The following is a 22,220-nucleotide window of genomic DNA, read 5'->3' as shown; positions in this document are numbered from 1 at the left end:
GCCGACCGGCTGACCGCGGTCCTGAGGTGGGTCCACATGACCCACCTGGTGGACTTCATGCTCTTCATGCCGCTCGCGCCGCAGCTCTTGCGTGCGCTCGGCCTACCGCTCGCTGCCCTCGGCGAGTTCGTCTTTGCCTACACCGCAAGCGCCGGCATCGCTGGGCTTGCGCTGGGCGCGACGATCCATCGCTTCTCGCGGCGCAAGCTCCTGCTCATCGTCTATGCCGGATTCGCGGCCTCGCTGCTGCTGACCGTGCTGGCGGGCAGCTTCGCCTGGCTGATTGCAGCGCGCGTGCTGGCTGGCGCCTGCGGGGGCGTGCTGTCCTCTCTGGTGCAGGCGACCGTGGCGGATTTCGTGCCGCTCGAGCGCCGTGCAGCCGCGCTCGGCACCGTGATGACCGGTCATGCGTTGGCTTCGGTCATCGGGGTGCCGCTCGGGCTCGCGGTTGCCTCGGCGTTCGACTGGCGGGCGGCCTTCGCGCTCCTGCTGATCCTGGTGGGGCCGCTGATGCTCGGCATCCGCCGCCACATCCCCTGCGTGGACAGGGCGCAGGAGCATGGCGTGACCGCCGGCGGCGCCCGGATGCCCGGCCTGCGCGAGCTTGCCGCCCTCGCGCCCGCATTCGTGCTGACCTTCGCGATTAGCGGATCGGCCTACGCGCTGGGGGCCTACTTCGCCCCCTACTGGGTGGGGAACGTGGGCGTCAGCGAAGGCCAGTTACCGCTCGTCTTCCTCGCCTCGGGGGCGCTCAGCCTCCAGACGTCGCCCCGCATCGGTCGGCTGGCCGATCGGCATGGCCGGTTTCGCGTGTTTCTCTGGGCCGTGCTCGCCTCGGTGATCACGATCGCGCTGGCGAGCCGCAGCGAGTCCCTGCCGCTCTGGCTGGCGGTGGTGCTCGGCGCGGCCTTCTTCATCACCGTGTATGGGCGCTGGATCCCCACCCTCGCACTGCTTTCGGAGTGGCCACCCGCCAGCCTGCGCGGCGGCTTCATGATGCTCAACGGCGTCGTCACCCAACTGAGCATGGGCGCGGGCGCGCTGTTCGCGGGGTGGATGATCGTCTTCGACGACAGCGGCCGCCTCAGCGGCTTCGCGCGCGTCGGGGAGATCGCCATCCTCATCTCCCTGCTCTCGATCGGAGTGGCGTGGGGCCTGAGCCGGCGCATCAGCGCGCGGCGCTGAGATCGATCGGCTGTGCGGGGGCGGGCAGGGCCGTGCCTGCACACCGTCTTGCTCAGCTGGCCGGCGCGCGCTCTGCGGCGCGGCGGGTGCGGCGTTCAGAGCGCTGGCGGCGCAGTTCCAGGTGGTCGGCTGCGAGACCGGAGGTGATCAGGGTGTCGATCTCGCCTTGCGCGTAGCCCAGTTCGGCGAGCAGCTCGCGCGTATGCTCGCCCTGCATGGGCGGGTGCTTGCGCACCTCGACGGGGGTGCCGTAGAAGTGCAGCGGGATGCCGGTGACGTCGATGCGACCGAGTTCGGGGTGCTCGACCGGCACGATCATGCGGTTGTGCAGGATCTGCGGGTCCTTGATCACATCCTCGACCTCATTGATCGGGGCGGTGAGCACATCGGCCGCGATCAGCCGGACGACCAGCTCCTCGCGATCGAAACGGCGTGTGTGCACGGCCATCACGCGATCGAGCTCGTCCTGGTTGGCAAGCCGTGCGTCGATGTCATGGAAGCGCGGATCGGTGTCCCAGTCGGTGCCCAATGCGCGGCACACCTTGGCGAAGAATTTCTCGCCCGGCGTGGTGATCACGACGTGCTTGCCGTCGCGCGTCGGATACACGCCGGAGGGCGCGAAGTAGAGGCTGCGGTTGCCGGTGCGCTGCGGACGGTCGCCGGTCGCCAGGTAGGTGCCGATCGAGCTCGCCTGCGCGTGCATCAGGGCGTCGAGCAGCGAGACCTCGATGCGCTGCCCCGCGCCGGTGAGTTCGCGCGCGCGCAAGGCGGCGAGTGCGGCGTTGCTCACCAGCAAGGAGGTCATCACGTCGACCGCGGGGAAGCCGGTGCGCACCGGCTCGCCCTCGGGCGCGCCGTTCAGGGTCAGTACGCCGGTATAGCCCTGGGCGAGGAAGTCGATGCCCGGGCGGCCGGCATACGGTCCGTCGGCGCCGAAGGCGGTGACGCGGATCCAGATGATGTCGGGCCGGTGCCTGCGCACCTGCTCGTAGTCAAGGCCGAGCTTGCTCAGCGCCGGTTCGCGAATGTTGGTGACCAGGATGTCGGCGCTTGCGGCCAGGCGGGCGAACACGGCCTGGGCATCGGGCTGCTGAAGGTCGAGCACGATGTCGCGCTTGCTGCGGTTCAGGCTCAGGTAGGGGCCGCGCTCCTCGCCGCGCTTGGGGCCGAGGTGGCGGCTTTCGTCGCCATAGGGGGATTCGACCTTGATCACGTCCGCACCGAGATCGCCGAGCAGGGTCGCGCCATACGGCCCTGCCAGCATGGTGGAGAGGTCGAGTACGCGCAGGCCGGCCAGCGGGCCGGCGGAAAGATCGGGCTTGCTCACTTCGGAAATCCTCGTCTGGCGGGTGACCGCGGCATCCCGCGGCACGCAAGGGCCGCGGGCGCGGTTCGAATCAAATGCGGCGGGCCTCGTCACGCAGCAGCTTCCACAGGCGGTGGGGCGAGGCCGGTGTCTCGAGCAGTTCCTTGCCCAGCGGCGCGAGGGCGTCGTTGATGGCGCACAGGATGGTCGCCGGCGTGGTGTGGATCGCGCCCTCGCCACAGCCCTTCGCGCCCAGCGGTGCGACCGGTGAGGGTGTGACCAGGTGATCCTTGCGCGTCATCGGGACTTCATGGATGGTCGGGATCAGGTAGTCGACGAAGGTGCTCACCAGCGGCTGGCAGTCGGCGTCGTACACATACTCCTCGTACAAGGCCGCGCCGATGCCCTGGGCGACGCCGCCCTGCAGCTGGCCCTCGACGTTGGCCGGGTTGAGGCGGGTGCCGCAGTCGTCGACGATGGTGTAGTCGAGGATGTGGGTGCGGCCGGTGTCGCGGTCGATCTCGATGAGCGCGATGTGCGTGGCGTTGGCCGCGGTGAGGTAGCTGCGGCAGCGGCCCTGGTCGTCCGGCGCGTTGCGGTTGGGCGAGGCCCATACGTAGGTCGCTTCCGGGCAGGGCTCGACGCCTGCCGGCAGCAGGTCGGTGCGCGACAGCATCAGGCCGGCGATCTCGGCCAGCGACATCGAATGTTCGGGCGCGTCGATGCGGTGCAGGCGGCCGTTGCGCAGGGTCACGGCCTCGGCGGGCGCCTGCATCACGTGCGCGGCCACCCTGCACAGGGTCGCCCGCAGCTTTTCGCAGGCGCCCAGGACCGCGCCGGTGACGGCAACGCCCAGGCGACTGCCGCCCTGGCCGAAGTGGGGCAGGGCCACGTCCGAGGGCGTATTCGCGATGCGGACCTGCGCGATGTCGATGCCGAAGTAGTCGGCGGCGACCTGCGCGGCGACGGTGAACTGTCCCTGTCCCTGGAGGCTGAAGCCCACGGCCACGGTCACGTTGCCGAACAGATCGACCGCGACCTTCACGCCTTCGGGCACGCCGACGCCGGGGACGCCGACGGTGGCATAGGCGTTCCAGTCGAACACGCCGGGCTCGACGGTATTGACCACGCCGATACCGACCAGCCTGCCCTCGGCGCGGGCTGCGGCCTGGCGCTCACGCAGGGCCTTGTAGTCGGCCAGATCGAGGACGCGATCCAGCACCGCCTCGTAGTCGCCGCTGTCGTATTCGTTGCCGCTGGGCACGGTGTACGGAAACTGTTCCGGCCGGATGTAGTTGCGCCGGCGCAGCTCGGCCGGGTCGATGCCCAGCTCGCGCGCGGTGCAGTCCATCAGCGACTCGAGCACCAGGTTGTGCGGCGGCGGCCCGTAGCCGCGGTAAGGGTAGGTCGGTGCGCGGTTGGTTGCCACCAGCGTCAGGTCGTAGCCGGCCGCCTCGATGCGGTAGTTGCCGGTGAAGGCCGCCAGGGGTTTCGCCGCGGAGATCGTGCCGTAGCCCTCGGCGCCGGCGCCCTGGTCGTCCACCAGGCGCACGCGGAAGCCGGTCACCGTGCCGTCGGCCTTCACCGCGAGCGCGGCGTCGTAGTAGCGGTCCCAGGACTGCCCGCCGCCGGCGAGCAGGTATTCCATGCGGTCCTCGATGTACTTGACCGGCCGTCCCTGCGCCTTGCGCGAGAGCAGGGCGGCAATGTCGGTGCCGCGCGGTCCGCCCTTGCCGCCGAAGCCGCCGCCCTGCGGGTGGGTGACGATGCGGATGCGGTTGGCCGGCAGGTTCAGCGATGCGGCGCGGCCGATGGCCATGAAGCGGGGGGTCTGGTAGGCGCCGTGGCAGGTGAGGCTGTTGTCGGCGAGATCCCACTGGCAGATGCAGCCGAAGGTCTCGGTGGGGTTCGCGCCCACGCGGTTCCAGCGGAAGCGCCGGCTCACCACGCGGTCGGCCTCGGCGAACACGCGATCGAGATCGCCCCAGGTGTAGGTCCGGCTCAACATGACGTTGGTGCCGTGATCCTCGAAGACCAGCGGCGCGCCGGGCGCCATCGCCTGCTCGGGGTTGGCGACCGGCGTCAGCGGCTCGTATTCGATTTCCACCAGCTCGAGCGCGTCCTCGGCCAGGTAGCGGCTGCTCGCCGCGATCGCCACGACCGGCTCGCCGACGAAACGTACCTTGTCCACCGCCATGCAGTAGTTGCCCCAGCCTTCCGGGGCGGTGAAGCAGGGATTGGTCCAGCGCCGCACGTCCGCGCCGGTGAGCACCGCGGCGACGCCTTCGGCGGCACGCGCGGCGTCCACCCTGACCGACAGGATGCGGGCATGGGGATGCGGGCTGCGCAGGATCGCGCAGTGCAGCATGCCGGGCAGGGAGAGGTTGTCGATGAACTGGACGGTGCCCGACACCAGAGCGGGATCCTCGACGCGATTGACGGCTTTGCCGACATAGCGCGGGGCATCGTTCGGCAGCTGGTCCGGCAGGGTGGGAATTTCGATTGCCATGGTCTTGTCGCTATGCTGGTTTGCGTGCGCCCCGAGCGTGCAGTGCTCAGGCAGGGGCGTTCGAGTTCATGCGCCGGGCGGCGAGCTTCACCGACTCGAGGATCGACTGATAGCCGGTGCAGCGGCAGAGGTTGCCGCCGAGGGCTTCCTTGATCTGCTCGTCGCTCGGATCCGGGACCTCACGCAGCAGCTCGAGCGTGGTCATCATGAAACCGGGCGTGCAGAAGCCGCACTGCAATCCGTGACCATCCACGAAGGCCTGCTGGATCGGGTGAAGGGCGCCGCTGTCGCGGTCGCGCAGGCTTTCGACCGTGGTCACCTCGCTGCCGTCGGCCTGTACCGCCAGCGTGAGGCAGGCGCGTGCGCTGTGCCCGTCGATCAGGACCGTGCACGCGCCGCAGATGCCGTGCTCGCAGCCGACATGGGTGCCGCCGAGGTGGAGCTCGTGGCGGAGGAAATCGGCGAGCGTCAGGCGGGGCTCCACCTCACGGACGTATGTGATGTCGTTAACCCGGACTTCGATGCGCTGATTGCTCGCCATGTGTGCCTCCCAGGATCGGTTGGTCAGTGCTCGCGTGCGGCGGCTTCGCCGAGCGCGCGTGCGGTGAGGACGCCGACCAGATGGCGGCGGTAGTCGGATGAGGCATGGATGCAGCTCATCGGATCGTCGAGCGTCGTAGCGGCGGCCTTGCCCGCGTCCTCGAAGGCGATGCGCTGCGCGGGGCGGCCTTCGAGCATCTGCTCGGCCGCAGTCAGGCGGACCGCGGTCGCCTCGACGCCGAAGGCGGCGATGCGCACGTCGTGGCACAGGCCGTCCTCGACATCGAGGGTGACCGCCACGCCGGCGAGCGCGAGGTCGCCGTTGCGCCGCGCGAACTCCTGGATCGCCCAGCGGCGTCCGGACGGGAACGGCGCGAAGCGCACCGCGGTGAGGATCTCGGTGGGTTCAAGCGCAGTGGTCATATAGGTGACGAAGAAGTCCGCCGCCGGGATCCTGCGCGGACCGTCGGGTCCGATCACGTCGAACTCGGTGTCGAGCACCAGCGCCACGGCGGGGTACTCCGAGGCTGGGTCGGCGTGGGCGAAGGAGCCGCCGACGGAGCCGCGGTTGCGGATCTGGCGGTGGCCGACCAGCTCCGTGGCCGCCTGGAACAGGGGCTGAGTGCCCTTGACTAGAGGCGAGTTGGCCGCGGCCTGCTTGGTCGCCATCGCCCCGATCAGCAGGGCGCCGTCGTCCGTCCTGCGGATGTAGTCGATTTCGCGCAGTCGGCGCAGATCGACCAGCGCCTCGGGCCGCGCCACCCGTAGCGCCAGCATCGGCATCAGGCTCTGCCCGCCGGCGATGATCTTCATGTCGCAACCCTCGTCGTCGAGGCGGGCGAGCAGCCCGACCGCCTCGTCAAGGGTGGCGGGAGCATGGTAGTCGAAGGGTGCCGGTTTCATGACTTCATCCTTGTCGCGGCGCCAGCTTGGGGCACCGGGCTTGCGTGAGAGGGACGATACGGCGGGCGCAGGTGTGGCGCATCACCTATCTGAATGACAGGTTCGCGCGGCGCGATCACTATCGCGTGGCTACTGGGCGTCACGGCACAGCGCGTCCTTGTGGCAGTCCCTGTCCACGACGCGACCGTGCTTGGCCAGGTAGTTCACCGTGATGTTCGGCAGCGCCTTCATCGGGGTGACGATCTCGTAGTGGCGCACGTAGCGCGTGCTGGCGATCTGCCAGCGCCCATCCACCTTGCGGTAGCGGTCGTGGTAGAAGGCGCTGCCAGTGGTGAACAGCCGCGCGCGCAGGTTGTAGAAGTTGTCGTGCAGGTACCAGATGCCCCCGGCCTCGGTCTCGCTCTCGATCGTGATCTCGGGGTGGTGGCCGTTGTGCTGGGCGATGACCTCGGAGTTGAAGTTGCGCCCGACGGCCTCGATGTATTCCTCGCGCCCCTTGAGGCTCCAGTCGTAGTCGCCGCCGATGAAGCGGACCTCCACGTCGGGTGTGACGAGGGTCTTCAGCAGCGCCACGTCCGCGCTGTCGATCGCCCGGAAGTAGGCGTGCTTGAGGCGCTTGATGGCCTCGATGTCCTGCAACTCGCGGACCTGCGCCTGCAGCGCGACGAGGGCCGTCGCGGTGGCGGCGGGATCCTCGGCCGCAGCGGAGGCGGCGGGAGCGCCGAGCAGGCCGCAGCAGGCGAGCAGCGCCAGGCAGGCCTTGAGGGAAGGGTGGATCATCATCGACTCCGCTCGCGCCCGATTCAGATGCCGCGATACGCCGGCTTGCGGCGCTCGAGAAAGGATTGCGTGCCCTCGCGGGCGTCGAGGCTCGAGGCCACGATGACGCCGGCGATGCCCTCGTAGTCGAGGATCTGCTCGAGGGTCGCGGTCTGACCCATCAGCACCATACGTCGGGCCATGGAAACGGCGACGGTGGCGCGGCTGGCGAGCGTGCGTGCGTATTCGAAGGCGGCCTCGAAGCTCTGGCCCTCGGGCACGAGCTCATCGATCAGTCCGAGCACCTTGCAGTCCTCGGCTCTGAACACCTTGCCGGTCTCGACCATCATCAGCGCGGTCGGCAGCCCGACCACGCGCGGCAGGAACCAGGACAGGCCGCAGTCGGGGGCGACACCGACGTTGGTGAAGATCGCCGACATCTTGGTGGTGGTGTCCCCGAAGCGGCGGTCGCAGACGATCGCGTAGGCGAGGCCGGCGCCGACCGCGTGGCCATGGATCGCCGCCACGATCGGCTTGTCGACCGCCACCATCTGCCGGGTCACGTCCATGAAGGGGCCGCCCGGGGTCATGCGCTGGGAGCGCGGAATCGGGCGCGAAGGATCGGAGGTGCCCGGCATCGGGCGGTCGCTCTCGCCGGAGATCCAGTCCACGTCGCCGCCGGCGCAGAACGAGCGTCCGGCGCCGTGCAGTAGGATGCAGCGCACCTCGTCGTCGTAGCGCAGGCGCCGCAGCAGGGCAGCGAGTTCCTCGACCAGTTCCCAGCTCAGTGCGTTGAGCTTTTCCGGGCGGTTGAGGGTGATGATTCCGACCTTGTCCTCGGTGCGGAACTTCAGGTAGCGCAGATCTTCGGTCATGCATGCGTCCTCGTCAGATTGGCCATCGACGCCAGGCGTGCGGCGGTGGCCGTCGTTCGTTCAGCGGAAGTTCGGGATGATTTCGTGGTCGTACCACTCGATCCAGTCGAGGGTCTGCTCGATGGAATCGAAACGGGGCGGCATCACCTGCACCGAGGTCGCGCCGGCCTTCTTCAAGGCCTCGATCTCGCGCAGCACGCTGTCGCGGTCACTCGAGATCTGCGTCTCGCCGGATTCCGCGTGCGAGTAGTCCTCGACCTTGTATGCCGTGGTGGTGACGAGGATCTCGAAACGGTCTGCCTTGGCCTCGTACGCGGGCAGGCTCTTCAGGTAGGCGATGCACCCGGGCAGGTCCTCGCTGGTGACCAGCCAGGGGATCCAGCCGTCTCCGTGTTCGGCGGCGCGCCGCATGGCCGGCTGCGAGTTGCCACCGATGAAGATCGGCGGATGCGGCTTCTGTATCGGCTTGGGCTCGATGGTGATGTTCTTGAAGCGCACGAACTCGCCTTCGAACTCGGGCGCGTCGGAGGTCCACGCCACCTTCATCGCTGCAAGGTATTCGTCGGTCATCGCGCCGCGCTTGTGGAAGGGAATTCCGAGCGCTTCGAACTCCTTTTCCAGATGACCGACCGCGGTGCCGAGGGTGAACCGGCCGCCGGCCAGGAACTCCATCGTGGCGATCTGCTTGGCCAGCATCAGCGGGTGGCGGTAGGGGAGTGGCAGGATGTAGGTGAGCATGTGGATGCGTTCGGTCGCCCCCATCAGGGTGGCCGCGGCGACGATGCTCTCGGCCCAGCGCGGCCCCATCACCTCCTTCATCTCGCTGGGCATCACGATGTGCTCGGGCAGGGTCAGCCAGTTCCAGCTCAGGGCGTCGGCCTTGCGTGCATAGCGCAGGATCTCGGCCCCTCCCGCACGCGGCTCCCAGGGAGCCATCGCGGCCGGATAGGTGTTCAGTGCGGGCGTTGCCAGTGCGAACTTCATGGTCTGCTGTCTCCGTATCGTTTGCGTCCGGACCGCCGGACGGGCGGTGCAGGCTGGGTGCGGCGAGGGTCAGTAGATGACTCGGCTGTCCTTCAGGCGCTGGTACTCGTCGGCCGGCAGCTTCAGGATCTCGAGAAAGGCGTGGTCGTTGTCCTGCCCCATGGCAGGGCCGGGTCGCACCGCTGCCGGGCTGCGGCTCATCTTCACGTAGGGGCCGTAGATGGTTTCGCGGAATCCGAGCGGGTGGGTGACCTCGATGAAGGTGCCGCGCGCCCGGTAGTGAGGATCGTCGAGCAGATCCGCGACCCGCAGCACCGGCGTGGCGGCGACGCCCGCGCGCTGGAGGCGCTCGGCGAGTGCGCGGACCTCGAAGTCGCAGGTCCAGGCCGCGATTGCGTCGTGGATCTCCCCGATCGCCCGCAGCCGACCGGCCGTCGTCACCAGCGCAGGATCGCAGGCCCAGTCGGGCCGATCCATGATCTCGATCAGAGCCATCCACTCGGCGTCACTGGCAACCGCGATCGCGATCCAGCGATCGTCGCCCCGACAGGGAAAGACCCCGTGGGGCGCCATCGTCGCGGTCGGATGTTCGTTGCCCCGGGGCGTGCCCGAGCGACCGTTGAACAGGTAATCCATGTAGGCCGGTCCGACCATCTGCATGACCGCCTCCTGCTGCGAGAAATCGATGTGCTGCCCCTGGCCCGTGCGCCGCCGGTTGCGCAGCGCGGTGAGGATTGCGAAGGCTCCGAAGATTCCCGCGAAGGGGTCGGAGTAGGCGTTCTCCACCGGGATCGGTGGGCCATCCTTGTAGCCGACGAGGCTGTCGAGGCCGGTGAGCGAGGTCAGGCTCAGGCCGTAGGTGCGCACATGCTCGAGCGGGCCGTAGAGGCCGGCGGCGGGCATGGAGAAGAGGACGATGTCCTCCCTGACCGCACGCAGGGCCTCGTAGCCGAAACCCAGCCGCTCCATCACGCCTGGGCCGAAGTTCTCGATGACGACGTCCGACTCCGCGATCAGGCGCAGCGCCAGGGCGCGGCCTTCGGCGTGCTTGAGGTCGATCGTCACCGAGCCGTTGCCCGCCCAGCAGGCATGGTTCGAGAGGCTCCGATCGGGGTTGGCGATGCCTTCTGCGAAGGGGGGCAGGTTGCGCGTCATATCGACGCGGGCGCGAGACTCGATCTTGAGCACCTCGGCACCGAGGAAGCCGAGCGTCTGGCCTACGACCGGCCCGGCCCACACCCAGCCGAAGTTGATGACGCGGATGCCTTGCAGCGGGAGCTTGTTCGACATGGCTTGATCCTGTGAGCGTGCTCAGATGGCGCCGATCGCGCCGAGGTGGTCGAGTTCGGCGGCCGTTCTGCCGAGCAGGCCTGCGAAGACCTCCCGGTTGTGCTCGCCAAGCAGCGGTGCCGGCGTGCGCGGGCCGCCCGGACTCGCGGGCAGCTTGAAGGGGGCGCCGAGGCAATGCAGGCGTCCCAGTTCGGGGTGCTCGATGTCGACAAAGTAGTGCCGGGCCTGGAGGTGGCGGTGGCGTGCCGCCTCCTCGATGGTGAACACCGCGGTGACCGGGCAGCCGGCCGCCTGGCACTTCTCCATGATCTCCATCTTGTCGTGCGCCATCAGCCAGTCGCTCATCAGGCCGTAGATGAGGTCGGCGTTCTGCGCGCGGGTGTACATGTCGTTGAACATCTCCAGGCTGGCCCACTCGGGGTCGCCCATGACCTTGCACAGCCCTTTCCACTGGCCCGGTTCGAGGGCGAGCATCCAGACGTGGCCGTTCTTGCAGGGCAGGATCGTCGCCGGCGCGCCGAGCGGCATGCCGACGCCGGTGCGGGAGTCCCAGCGTCCGTCCTGCGCCAGCCCGCCGATGTTCTGTCCGCCGACGAAGGCCGCGGCGATCGCCTCGGCGCACGACACATCGACCTGCTGGCCGCCGCCGACCATCTCGCGGCCCATTACCGCCGCGAGCCCCCAGGCGGCCGCGGCCACCGAGCCGAAGTAGTCGGCGGAGAAGGTGCCGTGCTCGAGCGGCATCTCGCCCGGACGGCCGCAGTAGCGGGCGCTGGCGCCCGACAGGTGGTAGGCGTTGAGATCCTGCCCATGCCACTCGCTGTAGGGGCCGGTCTGGCCGAAGGGCGTGATCGAGATCATCACCAGGTGCGGGTTGATCGCCGCGAGGGTCGGATAATCGAGGCCCCAGGCGCGCATCTGCGCGGGCAGGTTGTTCTCGATCAGCACGTCCGCCCGCCTCACCAGGTCCAGGAACAGGGCGCGCCCCTCGGGGTGCGAGACGTCGCAGGTCACCCCGCGCTTGTTCGTGTTGTGGAAGAAGAACAGGCCGCTGCGTTCGGGATGGGGCTGATCGCCCGGGTAGGGGCCGCTGCTGCGCGCGGCATCGCCGTGGCGGGGCTCGATCTTGATGACGTCGGCACCGTAGTCGGCGAACAGGCGCGCGCAATGCGGCGCGGACACACCCTGGCCGAAGTCCAGGATGCGCAGGCCGGCGAGGGCGCCCGTTCCTTGCGTTTGCTTGCTGTCGTTCATTCCGGGTGTCCTCGTTCAGGGTTCGAAGCGGAGCAACTTTTCGGGGGTGTGGGTGAAATCGCGCACCGTGCCTGCACTGCGCAGGGCGCGTTCGACCGCGCCGTGGTTGTACGAGTAGCAGCAGCCCTGGGGCATGCCGTCGCCGATCCCGGGGTTGGCAGCCGGCGGATCGAAGTCGTGGCGCCGGCTTTGCGCGACGAAGTAGGCCCGTTGCAGCGCGGTTGCGGCCTCGAGTCCGGGCGCGTCGAAGGCGCGCGAGGCCCAGGCGTGGAAACCGCGCATCATGGGTTGTCCGGCCAGCGCGGGCGGCGAAACGACCCGGTGATCCTTGACCGTCCAGGCGTGGACGAGCTGCCCGTTGCAGCGGATCTCGACCCGTGCCGGCGTCGCGCCCTGATCCTCCACGGCCATCAGGTAGTCCAGCGCGAGGTCCTTCTGCCCGGCGTGGGCGACGGCCAGCGCGGCCATGTCGAACAGGTGCGTGCAGTTCTCGCCCGGAACCGCGCGCTCACGCAGCGCCTGCGCGTCGCCATCGAGCGCAAAGCCGACGATGCGGCGCAGGGGCGTGACCGCCTCGGGGCAGGTGTTGAACGGGTAGCGGACGGTGTCGACCGTGATGTCCGTCACCCGCTCGCCGTCGTGCGCCAGCCGGACTCGAAAACCGTGATTCCCGTCCTCGAGTTCGACCTTCACGGCGCCGGCTTCCCCGCGCACGAAGATGCGGCGGCGGAAAACGCCCTTTCCGTAATCGGGATTCGGTCTTGCCATGGGTGTGCTCGCTCGGGAATGGGGCCGGCCGTGGTCAGACGGTGAAGGGGTCGTCGATGGTCCGGCCGGTGCCGTCGAGGATCTCGCTTGCGATCAGTTGCTCGAGATGGCGGGCGTCCCACCAGTTCATCTGCAACTGCTTGGCGCGGCGGTAGTAGAGCTGGATGTCGTAGTCGAGCGTGAAGCCGATGCCGCCGTGGACCTGTTGCGCCATCGAGGTCACGTCGCGGAAGGCCTTGCAGGCGAACAGCTTGGCCATCGGTGCGAGCCGCGCGATCGGCTTGCCGGCGCCGTGCGCCCAGGCGGCCTCCAGCACGAGCGTCTTCGCACCGTCGACCACCGCACTGGCGTCGGCCATGTAGTGCGCGAGCGACTGGAAGGCCCCGATCGGCTTGCCGAACTGTTCCCGGTCCTTGGCGTACTGGACCGTGATCTCGAGTGCCCGCTCGGCACCGCCCGCCGCCCAGGCGGCGAGCAGCACGATGCCTTCGCGCATCGCCGCGTCCCACGCCTTCCAGCCGGCGTTCTCGCGGCCGACCAGGCTCGCGTGCGGCACCTTCACCTGGTTGAAGACGAGCTTGTACTGGGTGTCGGAGGCCATGCTCATCTGTTGCGTGTATTCCAGGCCGGGGCTGTCCGCATCGACAATGAACAGGGAGACCGCATCCTCCGCCTCGCCGGTGCGGGCAAGGACCAGCAGCTTGTGGGCGGCGCGGGCGTGGAACACGTGGCGCTTGACGCCATCGAGCAGGTAGCCGTCGCCTTCCCGGCGGGCACGCATCTGCACGCCGGCCGCACCGAAGCCGTTGTCGGGCTCCGTCCACGCGGGGACGACGATCGTCTCGCCGGTGGCGATCGCGGGCAGCAGCCCTGCCTGCCAGTCGGCGTCGGCCGAATGGACCAGCGCGCCGGCGCTCATGACGGTGCTGGAGAAATACGGCCCTGGGGCGAGGAAGCGGCCGAACTGCTCGTAGATCACCGCGCAGTCGAGCAGGCTCAGCCCCATGCCGCCGTGCGCCTCGGGGATGCGCATGCCGAGCAGCCCGGTTTCCTGCATCTGCGCCCACAGCGCCGCCGGCATGCCGGTCGGGTCGTTCTCCATCTTGCGCACCACGTCGACGCCGCTGTAGTCCGCGCACAGGTTGTGCGTCATGTCGCGGAGCATGTTCTGCTCGTTGCTAAATTTCAGATCCATGATGACCTCTTTCGATTCCGTGATTGTTGTGGTCGCGGTGAAGCCGCGCTCAGGGCTGCCAGCGCTCGCCCTTGCGGCGCCAGGGGTTGTCGTCGATCGTGGCGGGGAGGGCGACGCGCGCCTTGCCCACCGTCCGCGGCTCGCCGTTCACGCGGATGCTCAGCTCGAGATCGGCCCAGTGGCAGCCGGTCTCATCGGCCGTCAGCGCCGTGACCTCGGCGCCGAAGCACATGTCGTCGCCGGGGAAGACCGGGCTCTTCATCTGGAAGCTCAGGCGCCCGAGGCGGCCGAAGGGGCCGGTCCAGTCGGTGATGTAGCGTTCGAACCAGGCGGCGTTGTTCGGCGTGTTGATGAAGATGTTGGGCGTGCCATTGCGCTCGACGGCAAAGTCCTTGTCGTGATGCATCGGCCGCCAGTCGCGGCTGGCGAGCGCGCCGAGCACCACGGTGGTTGCCGTCACCCGGTGCTCGAGTGCGGGCAGGCGGTCGCCGACCTGGATGTCGCCGGCCAACAGCGTCGGGGCGTGGCTCGTGTTCATTGCGCGGGTCTCCGGTAGCCAAGCAGGGTGTAGGCCTCGGTGCCGACCCACTCACCGTGCTGGTTCGTGGTGCGCACGTCGATCGTCCAGAAGCGCCCGGTCCCGAGCCGGGTCTGCTTGACCGGGCCGACCGAGCGCACGATCTGGCAGGTGGTGAGCACGTCGCCCATCCGCACCGGCTCGCCGAAGCGGGCCTCGTTGTTGGCGACCACCGCCTCGGGCAGGTCGAGCAGCGTCTTGATGTCGAAATGGGCCTGAAGGGCCTTGCGCTCGCCGGTCGCGCCCGGTGCCCAGTAATGCGGGCGGAACCAGACCGACAGCATCGTCGGCAGCGCGATGCGGCCGCCGGCGATCTGTTGCGCAGCGTCCTCGTCCCAGTAGAGCGGGTTGCCGTTCTCGACGGCGGCGCAGGTGTTGTAGACGTAGCCGATCTCGATCGGAAACTCGGTGCGTTCCTCATACAGCGGCACACCGATCATGTTCCGGACGGCTTCGGGCAGCGTGTCGTCTTCGTTCATCGGGCTGCGCTCCTTGGTGCAGGGCGGGTGATGGCAGATGGATTCGCGCGCTTCATTCGATGCATCCCTCCGCGCGCAGGGTGGCGATCTCGGCGGTGCTCAAGGCCGCTGCGCGCAGGATGTCGTCCGTGTCGGTGTGCGCAGCGGACCGGACCGCATGGGGCGGCGGAGTCCGCTCGCAGCCGGCCAGGGTCGGGGCGAGCTGCTCGAATTCGCCGCGCTCGGGATGGACCGCGGTGATGAAGTCGCCGCGTGCGCGCAGGTGGGGGTCGGCACAGACTTCGGGCACCGACAGCACCGGGGCGACACAGGTATCGGCGCCGGCCAGCAGCGCGACCCACTCGTCGCGGTCGCGGCTGAGGAAGCGCGCCCGCAATGCCGCGCGCATCTCGGCCTGTGCGGTGCCGTCGTACTGGCGGTCGGCGAACTGCTCGAGTTCGAGCAGACGGCACAGGTTGCGGAAGAAGTGCCCTTCGATGGCACCGACCGAGATGAACTTGCCATCCCGGGTCGGATAGACCCCGTACCAGGCGAACTTCCCGGTGAGCACGCCGGAGCCCGGCTGCGTGTCCTCGCCGGTGGCCAGATACTGATCCAGGTACAGGGACATCAGGTTCAGCATGCCGTCGGTGACCGAGACGTCGAGATACTTCCCGCGGCCGGTGTGCGCGCGCTCGAGCAGCGCGGCGACGATGGAGAGCGCCGCGTGCATGCCGCCACCCGCGCCATCGGCGATGGTGGCGCCCGGCAGCGCCGGCACGCCCTCGGCGTCGGGCGCGGTGCATGCCAGATAGCCGCTGAGGGCCAGATAGTTGATGTCGTGCCCGACCCAGGCGGCGTAGGGGCCGTCCTGGCCGTAGCCGCTCGTCGAGCAGTACACCAGGCGCGGGTTTAGCGCGCACATGTCCTCGTGCCCGACGCCGAGCCTTGCGGCAACCCCGGGGCGGTAGCTCTCGATCAGCACGTCGGCGAAGGAGGCCAGGTGGCGGATCAGCCGGCGGCCCTTGTCCGCCTTGAGGTCGACGCGCATCCTGCGCATGCCCCGGCCTGCGCCATAGGCGTGAAACACCGGGTCGACCTGTTTGGCGCCCTTCGCGCTTACCGGCGCGACCTTGATCACCTGCATGCCGAAGTCGGCGAGGATGCGCGAGGCGCGTGCGGCCGGCCCCACGCTCGCCAGGTCGAGCACGATCAGATCCTTCATTGCGGACATGGGCTTCCGCTCCTGGCTCAGAAGTTCTTCGGCAGGCCGAGCTTGCGCTTGGCGATGATGTTCTTCTGTACCTCGGACGAGCCCCCGCCGATGGTGTCGATCACCGTGTACGTGTAGCAGCTCTCGCCGCGACCCCGCAGCGGCGCGTCCTCGGTGCCGAGCGCCAGCTGGGCGCCCGGCCCGACGATGTCCATCGTGGCGTCGGCAATGCGGCGCGACAGCTCGGTGGCGAAGAGCTTGTAGGCCGAGGCCTCGTTGGTCGGCGTCTTGTCGCTGTGCAGCGCGGCGTCGACGAAGCGGATGCTCAGCACCCGCGCGACCTCGCATTCGGTGGCCAGCTGGGCGATGCGCTGGCGGATCACGGGATCCTCGCGCAGGGGCTTGCCGTCGCGGCGCGCGCTGCGCACGTAGTCGCAGAGCAGTTCCATGCGACCGCGGATCGGCGACAGTGTGAACATGGTGAAGCGTTCGATGTCGAGCGCTTCGGCGATGTACTGGAAACCCTTGTTCAGCTCGCCGACGCGGTATTCGTCGGGCACGAACACGTTGTCGAAGAAGACCGCGTTGGTGCGCTCGTTGCCCATCGTGTACATCGGGTGGATGGTCAGCCCCGGATGGTTCATCGGCACCAGGAAGAGCGATATGCCGTGATGCTTGGGGGCATCCGGGTCGGTGCGGGCGCCGACCCAGTACCAGTCGGCGAAGTGCGCCGAGGTGGTGAAGACCTTCTGGCCGTTGAGCATCCAGCCGTCACCGCTGCGCTCGGCCTTCAGGCGCATCGCCGCCGAATCGGAGCCTGCGCTCGGTTCCGAGTAGCCGACCGCGAACTCGACCTCCGCGCTGAGTATCTTGGGCAGGAATTCCTTCTTCAGCTTTTCCGAGCCGACCTTGATCAAGGTCTTGCCGATGATGCCGATGCCCTTGCCGATCTGCGGCGCGCCGACCGAGGAAAGCTTCTCGTTGAGCAGGAACTCGTAGAAGCCCTCGCCATCCTGCCCGCCGCATTCCTTCGGCCAGGTGATGCCCAGCCAGCCTTTTGCAGCGAGCTTCTTCATGAACGCGCGCCGCTCAGGCGTATCGCATACCTGGGCCATGTTCTCGCGGGTGACGTCCATCACCTTCGGATCGTGATTCTCGGCGAGGAATTGGTCGACCTCGCGCAGGAACGCGCGCTCCTGTTCCGAAAACTCAAAGTCCATGTTTGTCCTCTGCGTGATTCTTTCTGGAAAAAATACGAGGGTGGGGTGCGTTCCGCGTCTGCTGCCCCTCATGCCGGAATTCATTCTAGCCAGCACGAAAATCGGCGGATTCGCCCCCGGGTTTCGTAAGTGGCCGGAGTAATGGCAGATGCGGACACCCTGCAGCGGCCCCGCCGCGAGGGCGTGCGAGGGCCGCTGCGGGCGCACTGGCCCAGCCTCTTCCGTTGGTGGGCAGGGGAAAACACCGCTGGCCGAAAATGAAATGGCAAAGGCCCCAACTGATTCGATGAGGCGCAGTGCGTCCGAGATCGCTCCTCTAGACTCTGCTGCAGGTTATGCGGGGTCGGGCCGCTTATCCGGCTGTCGGCCCGGGTCGAATGGAAACGAAGCAAGGAGCGGATGTCATGACGGTCGTTCTGTTTTCCTGGGGTGACAGGATCGAAGGGGGTGCGGTGGAGGCCTTGACGCTTGCCGCGGAGGTTGCGGCTGCGCAGGGCGCCGAGGTGCGCTGGGTGGTGACGCCCGCGCTCGAGCAGGCGGCAGCATCCGCGGCCGCACAGCATGGCGTGTGCAAGCTGGACGTGATCACGGTTTCGCCTGGAAGCGTGGATGAGCGTGTTTCGGTCATCGCCGGCTATTGCAAGACACAGGCGCCCGAACTCATGCTCTTCAACCAGACCGTCGAGGGCCGTGTGGTGGCGGCGCGCGTCGCGGGGCGCCTGGGTCTTCCGGTACTCGCGAACGTGGTCTCGCTGGCGCCGGGGGGCGCTGGCCTCAAGGCCGAGGCGAGCGCCTACGGTGGCGACACCCGGGCCGAGTACCTGCTGAAGGCGCCGCGCAACGTCGTGTCCGTGGTGACGACCGCCGTCGTCGCCTGCAAGGTCGATCCGGCAGTCCAGGTGGAAACACGGCGCGTCGAGGTGGAGCCGGTCGGTGGCGGCGCGGCATTCGAGGTGATCTCCGCGCCGCAGGTTCAGGGCCAGCGCCTCGAGGATGCTGAGATCATCGTCTCGGGCGGCCGCGGTCTGGGCAAGCGCGAAAACTTCGAGTTCGTCAAGCAGATGGCCGATGCGCTCGGCGGGATGTGGGGCGGATCGCGCGCGATCGTGGATGACGGCTGGATCGATTCCTCGCGCCAGGTCGGTCTCACCGGCAAGATCACACGCCCAGGCCTTTACATCGCGCTCGGCATCTCCGGGGCAAGCCAGCACATGGCCGGCTGCTCGGCGGCAAAGACGATCATTGCGATCAATTCCGATCCGGACGCCTCGATCTTCCGCTACGCCCGTTATGGCGTCGTCGGGGATTGCGTCGCACTGCTGCCGGAGTTGATCCGCGCGGCGAAGGCCTGAGGAGACCGGCATGAGCGAAGTGCGCGAACCCTGCGTGCCGCGCCTCTTCAACGAAGAAGGCGGCGCGCGTCTGCTGGGTGCCCGCTGCCGCGGCTGCAGCACCCCGTATTTTCCCGCTCCGGCGCATTGCCGCAATCCTGACTGCGGCGGCTCCGATCTGGAGGCGCATGGCTTCGGTGGGAGCGGAACGCTGTGGAGTTATTCGGTTGCCAATTTTGCGCCGCCGGCGCCGCACAAGTTCGATGCGCCGTTTCGCCCCTACGTGATCGGTGTGGTCGATCTGGACGAGGGGCTGCGGGTGGTCGGGCAGATGGCCGGGGATGCGGAGGGCATGCGGGTTGGCGCGCGCGTCGAACTCGTCGTCGAGCCGGTTTATCACGAGGGTGGGAAGGCATTCACGTCCTGGAAGTTCAGGCTGGCCTGAGGGAGCGGAAACATGCAGGAAGTCGTGGTTCTGGGGGTGGGCATGCATCGCTTCGGCAAGACCGGCGATGCCATTGTGGGCAACAAGTCGGTCACCGAGCTGTGCCGCGCGGCAGTCGACATGGCGCTCAAGGACGCCGGCGTGTCCTGGCGGCAGATTCAGGCCGTGTCGGCGGCGAGCTCGAGGTTTTCCGGCGGCAAGGGCTGGGGACTGAACGGCAACGACATCGTCGAGGATCTCGGGTGCACCGGCGTTCCGGTGTACAACCTGTCGGCCGGCTGTGCCGCGGGGGGGAATGCCTTCAATGTGGGCTACTCGCTCGTCGCAGGCGGCATCTACGACATGGTGCTGGTGGTCGGCGGCGAGGTGATGCCCAAGGGCATGATCCAGACCTCGGGCGTTGAGGATGTCAATGATCCGGAATTCCTGCGCCAGCGCTGCGTCGGCATGCCGGGGCCATCCTTCTGGGCCACGCTGGCCCGTCGCCGGATGCACGATTACGGCACGACCGAGGAGCAGATGGCGAAGGTGACGGTCAAGGCGCGCAAGTGTGCCGTCGGCAACCCGTTTGCCCGTTTCCAGAAGGAAGTGAGCGTCGCGGAGGTGCTCGCGTCGCCCTACGTCAGCGATCCGCTGCGCCTGTTCGAGATCTGTCCCGTGTCGAACGGGGCTGCCGCGGCGGTGATCTGCTCCGCCGCCATGGCGCGTCGCTTTACTCGAAAGCCGGTCACGGTTGCTACGAGTGCGGTGGCGACGATCGCGTTCGACGACGCGCTGCCGCGCAGCCTCGCCGGTCCGGTGCCGTCCGGCCCAAGCTTCCACACCGAGGCCAAGGCTGCAGTGATGCGTGCGTTCGAGCAGGCCGGCATCGGCCCGCGCGAGATCAGCCTCACCGAGCTTCAGGACAATACCTGCTACTACGAGCTCGCCTTCCCGGAAGAGTGGGGGCTGTGCGAGCCGGGCGAGGCCGAGCGACTGGTGGAGGCGGGGGAAACGGCGCCCGGCGGCCGGATGCCGATCAATCCTTCGGGCGGTTTCGTGTCCTTCGGCGAGGCGACGACCGCGATGGGCGTATTCCAGATCGCGGAGCTGACCTGGCAGCTGCGTGGCGAGGCCGGTGCGCGACAGGTGCCGGGCGCGCGCGTCGGCCTGGCTCAGACGAATGGCCTGGGCGGCAACGCCACGGCCGCCATCCTCAAGCGCTGAGCGCATTCACAGGCATTCGGCATTCGAACGCAACCTGAGCGGAGAAGCCCGAGATGAACGCTCCTTCGGTGATCCAGTACCTCCTTCTCGCGGTCCTGCTGAGCGCTGCGCTGGTGGCGCTCGCCCTGGGCTTGCGGCGTTACCGTCAGCGCATCGCCCGCGGACGCGAGGGGGCTCCCGGCAGCACGGGCAACGCCTTCCTCGGGCGCGAGTTCAATGCGGCGAGTTTCGTCCATCGTGCCCTGCTCACCTCCCGGCTCTGGAAGCGGCCGGTGGCTGGGCTGGCACATGCGCTGCTGCTCGGCGGTGCGCTGGTCGCGATTCTCGGTCATGCGAGCTTCGCGCTCAGCTTTGTGGGCGTCGATGTGTACGCGGGCTGGTTCGGTACGGTGGTGATGCGCTGGGCACGCGAACTGGCGGGGCTCGCAATGCTCGCGGGAGTGAGCTTTTTCCTCCTGCGCCGATTGGTGCGCCTGCCGCGGCTGGTCGAGGGGGGAGAGCGTCAGGGCTTTGTCGCCATGGAGTTGTTGCTGCTGGCGACCGTGCTCGCAGGTTTCATCGCCGAATCCTTCCGCCTGGCGGGGCTGCAGCAGCCATCGTCCGGCGAATTTGTCGGGAACCTCGTCGCTGCGGGCTTGAGCGGACTGGATGCCGACACGATCATGCGCGGCGACGCGGTGATGTGGTGGGTCCATGGGCTGCTGGGCGTGGGCTTCATCGGCCTGATCGCCTACACGCCGCTGTCGCACATGGCCCTGGGGCCGGCCAACTCGGCGTTTGCGCGCAAGCGCTCCGGCATCCAGCTTGCACCGATCGACTTCGACGCCGATGAGGACACCCTGCGCCTGGGTGCCACGCGGCTCGATGAACTGCCGCGCAAGAGCCTGCTCGACCTCTCCGCCTGCCTGGGCTGCGGCCGTTGCCAGGAGGTCTGCCCTGCGGCGCAGACCGGCAAGGCGCTGTCGCCGAAGAAGGTCATGCTCACGTGTGCCGAATATCTCGAGCAGGGCCGCTTCGACGACTCCGCGCTGATCGACGAGATCGGCAGCGAGGCGATCTTCGACTGCACGACCTGCGCCGCCTGTGTCGAGGAGTGCCCGGTCAGCAACAATCCGGCGGAGATCATTCTGGAGTTCCGCCGCAACCTGGTGATGGACCGCTCCGAGATGCCGGACACCCTGGCGATGGCGAACCGCAACCTGGAGTCGCGCGGCCACCCCTTTGCCGGCACCGCTGCCAACCCGGACGACTGGTGCAAGGGGCTGGACGTACCCCTGTTCGAGGCCGGGAAGACCGAGTACCTGCTCTGGCTCGGCTGCGCGGTGACCTACGAGGAACGCGCCCAGGAAGTCGCGCGTGCGATGGTGCGCATCCTCGAGGCCGCGGGCGTGTCCTGGGGCGTGCTCGGCGAAGCGCGCTGCACCGGGGATCCGGCCAAGATGGCCGGCAACGAGATCCAGTTCGTCGAGATGGCCCAGGACAACATCGAGACCTTCCGCGAGCGTCGTATCCAGAAGGTCATCACGATGTGTGCGCACTGCTTCAACAGCTTCGACCGCTACTACCCCGAACTGGGGGCGGAGTGGGTCACGATCCCGCATTCCGTGCTGATCGAGCAGTGGATCGCCGAGGGCCGCCTCAAGGTCGAACGCGACGAGGCGGACAAGATCACCTTCCACGACCCCTGCTACCTGGCGCGTCACAACGACATCGTCGAACAGCCGCGCAAGGTCCTGTCCGCGCTCGGGCAACTGATCGAGATGCCCCGCAACCGGAAGGACAGCATGTGCTGCGGTGCCGGCGGCTGCAACTACTGGAGCGCAGGGAAGAGCGGCAGCGCGCGCATCAACGACGTACGAACCACTGAGGCGCTCGGTACCGGTGCCGACAAGATCGCCACCTCGTGCTCGTTCTGCCTGCTGATGCTGAGCTCAAGCGCGTCCCGCGAGGGGCCGGAGCGCAAGGTGTTCGACATCGCCGAACTGGTTGCCGACGCACTGCCCGGCGCAGATGGCTGAGAGCCGGAGCCGTCATACCTTTGCCCGAGCCGCCAAGGCGTGGCCCCAAGCTGGTGCTGGAGGCCGAGTGGAGCATTGCGTGGTCATGGACGATTGGAGGAAACGAATGGCGGGACGATTGGATGGAAAGGTCGCGCTTGCAGGCGCTGGCGGTGGTGCCCGCGTCGTGCCCACGGCGATTCGA

General features: G+C 68.2%; 20 protein-coding genes. 5 read left to right on the top strand and 15 right to left on the bottom strand.

Annotation, left to right across the window (positions count from 1 at the left end; translation table 11 throughout):
• Positions 1–36: 36 nt before the first annotated feature.
• The gene (locus tag AAG895_RS10580) at positions 37–1,185 is read left to right on the top strand and encodes an MFS transporter (protein ID WP_345791980.1); all 1,149 of its coding nucleotides are present in this window, start codon (positions 37–39) and stop codon (positions 1,183–1,185) included.
• A 52-nt stretch (positions 1,186–1,237) separates the two neighbouring features.
• Here AAG895_RS10580 and AAG895_RS10575 read toward each other — a convergent pair whose 3' ends face one another.
• The 15 genes from AAG895_RS10575 to AAG895_RS10505 all read right to left on the bottom strand — a co-directional run bounded on the left by AAG895_RS10575 (position 1,238) and on the right by AAG895_RS10505 (position 17,036).
• On the bottom strand, positions 1,238–2,512 hold the full coding sequence (locus AAG895_RS10575) for a CoA transferase (RefSeq protein WP_345791979.1): 1,275 nt from the start codon (positions 2,510–2,512) through the stop codon (positions 1,238–1,240).
• Positions 2,513–2,582: 70 nt separating this feature from the next.
• The gene (locus tag AAG895_RS10570; protein WP_345791978.1) at positions 2,583–5,000 is read right to left on the bottom strand and encodes a xanthine dehydrogenase family protein molybdopterin-binding subunit; all 2,418 of its coding nucleotides are present in this window, start codon (positions 4,998–5,000) and stop codon (positions 2,583–2,585) included.
• Positions 5,001–5,046: 46 nt separating this feature from the next.
• On the bottom strand, positions 5,047–5,541 hold the full coding sequence (locus AAG895_RS10565) for a (2Fe-2S)-binding protein (RefSeq protein WP_345791977.1): 495 nt from the start codon (positions 5,539–5,541) through the stop codon (positions 5,047–5,049).
• A gap of 23 nt (positions 5,542–5,564) precedes the next feature.
• Positions 5,565–6,443 carry a xanthine dehydrogenase family protein subunit M gene (locus AAG895_RS10560; RefSeq protein WP_345791976.1) on the bottom strand — a complete coding sequence of 293 codons (879 nt, stop codon included), beginning with the start codon at positions 6,441–6,443 and terminating at the stop codon, positions 5,565–5,567.
• Between the two features lie 129 nt (positions 6,444–6,572).
• Positions 6,573–7,223 (bottom strand): nuclear transport factor 2 family protein, encoded by a 651-nt coding sequence (locus tag AAG895_RS10555; RefSeq protein ID WP_345791975.1) that lies wholly within the window; start codon positions 7,221–7,223, stop codon positions 6,573–6,575.
• A 23-nt stretch (positions 7,224–7,246) separates the two neighbouring features.
• A complete protein-coding gene (locus AAG895_RS10550) occupies positions 7,247–8,077 on the bottom strand; it encodes an enoyl-CoA hydratase/isomerase family protein (protein ID WP_345791974.1) in 831 nt (276 codons plus the stop codon).
• Between the two features lie 60 nt (positions 8,078–8,137).
• Positions 8,138–9,061 (bottom strand): TIGR03619 family F420-dependent LLM class oxidoreductase, encoded by a 924-nt coding sequence (locus tag AAG895_RS10545; protein ID WP_345791973.1) that lies wholly within the window; start codon positions 9,059–9,061, stop codon positions 8,138–8,140.
• A gap of 69 nt (positions 9,062–9,130) precedes the next feature.
• The gene (locus tag AAG895_RS10540) at positions 9,131–10,351 is read right to left on the bottom strand and encodes a CoA transferase (protein WP_345791972.1); all 1,221 of its coding nucleotides are present in this window, start codon (positions 10,349–10,351) and stop codon (positions 9,131–9,133) included.
• Positions 10,352–10,372: 21 nt separating this feature from the next.
• The gene (locus AAG895_RS10535; RefSeq protein WP_345791971.1) at positions 10,373–11,605 is read right to left on the bottom strand and encodes a CoA transferase; all 1,233 of its coding nucleotides are present in this window, start codon (positions 11,603–11,605) and stop codon (positions 10,373–10,375) included.
• 15 nt (positions 11,606–11,620) lie between these two features.
• Positions 11,621–12,373, bottom strand: a complete 753-nt coding sequence (locus AAG895_RS10530; protein WP_345791970.1) for a DUF2889 domain-containing protein — start codon at positions 12,371–12,373, stop codon at positions 11,621–11,623.
• A 34-nt stretch (positions 12,374–12,407) separates the two neighbouring features.
• Complete coding sequence (locus AAG895_RS10525) at positions 12,408–13,568, bottom strand: acyl-CoA dehydrogenase family protein (RefSeq protein ID WP_345791969.1); 1,161 nt, start codon at positions 13,566–13,568, stop codon at positions 12,408–12,410.
• A 49-nt stretch (positions 13,569–13,617) separates the two neighbouring features.
• Complete coding sequence (locus tag AAG895_RS10520) at positions 13,618–14,106, bottom strand: hypothetical protein (RefSeq protein ID WP_345791968.1); 489 nt, start codon at positions 14,104–14,106, stop codon at positions 13,618–13,620.
• Positions 14,103–14,624, bottom strand: coding sequence for a MaoC family dehydratase N-terminal domain-containing protein (locus AAG895_RS10515; RefSeq protein ID WP_345791967.1), 522 nt, complete (start codon positions 14,622–14,624; stop codon positions 14,103–14,105). Before AAG895_RS10515 ends, AAG895_RS10520 begins: the two co-directional genes overlap by 4 nt.
• Positions 14,625–14,676: 52 nt before the next feature.
• Positions 14,677–15,837, bottom strand: a complete 1,161-nt coding sequence (locus AAG895_RS10510; RefSeq protein ID WP_345791966.1) for a CaiB/BaiF CoA-transferase family protein — start codon at positions 15,835–15,837, stop codon at positions 14,677–14,679.
• Between the two features lie 17 nt (positions 15,838–15,854).
• Positions 15,855–17,036, bottom strand: coding sequence for an acyl-CoA dehydrogenase family protein (locus AAG895_RS10505; protein WP_345791965.1), 1,182 nt, complete (start codon positions 17,034–17,036; stop codon positions 15,855–15,857).
• 404 nt (positions 17,037–17,440) lie between these two features.
• Here AAG895_RS10505 and AAG895_RS10500 point away from each other — a divergent pair, with 404 nt between their 5' ends.
• Genes AAG895_RS10500 through AAG895_RS10485 form a run of 4 tightly spaced genes read left to right on the top strand, consistent with a single transcriptional unit; the run spans position 17,441 to position 22,036 of the window.
• Positions 17,441–18,388, top strand: coding sequence for an electron transfer flavoprotein subunit alpha/FixB family protein (locus tag AAG895_RS10500; RefSeq protein WP_345791964.1), 948 nt, complete (start codon positions 17,441–17,443; stop codon positions 18,386–18,388).
• A gap of 10 nt (positions 18,389–18,398) precedes the next feature.
• Complete coding sequence (locus tag AAG895_RS10495; RefSeq protein ID WP_345791963.1) at positions 18,399–18,812, top strand: OB-fold domain-containing protein; 414 nt, start codon at positions 18,399–18,401, stop codon at positions 18,810–18,812.
• Positions 18,813–18,824: 12 nt separating this feature from the next.
• Positions 18,825–20,018 carry a hypothetical protein gene (locus tag AAG895_RS10490; RefSeq protein ID WP_345791962.1) on the top strand — a complete coding sequence of 398 codons (1,194 nt, stop codon included), beginning with the start codon at positions 18,825–18,827 and terminating at the stop codon, positions 20,016–20,018.
• Between the two features lie 53 nt (positions 20,019–20,071).
• Positions 20,072–22,036, top strand: a complete 1,965-nt coding sequence (locus tag AAG895_RS10485; RefSeq protein WP_345791960.1) for a (Fe-S)-binding protein — start codon at positions 20,072–20,074, stop codon at positions 22,034–22,036.
• Positions 22,037–22,220 lie beyond the last annotated feature (184 nt).

The sequence above is a fragment of the Thauera sp. JM12B12 genome, from assembly GCF_039614725.1.
Taxonomy (GTDB): domain Bacteria; phylum Pseudomonadota; class Gammaproteobacteria; order Burkholderiales; family Rhodocyclaceae; genus Thauera.
Note: the sequence above shows the minus strand (reverse complement) of the source record. Positions and strands in the feature narration are given on the sequence as shown.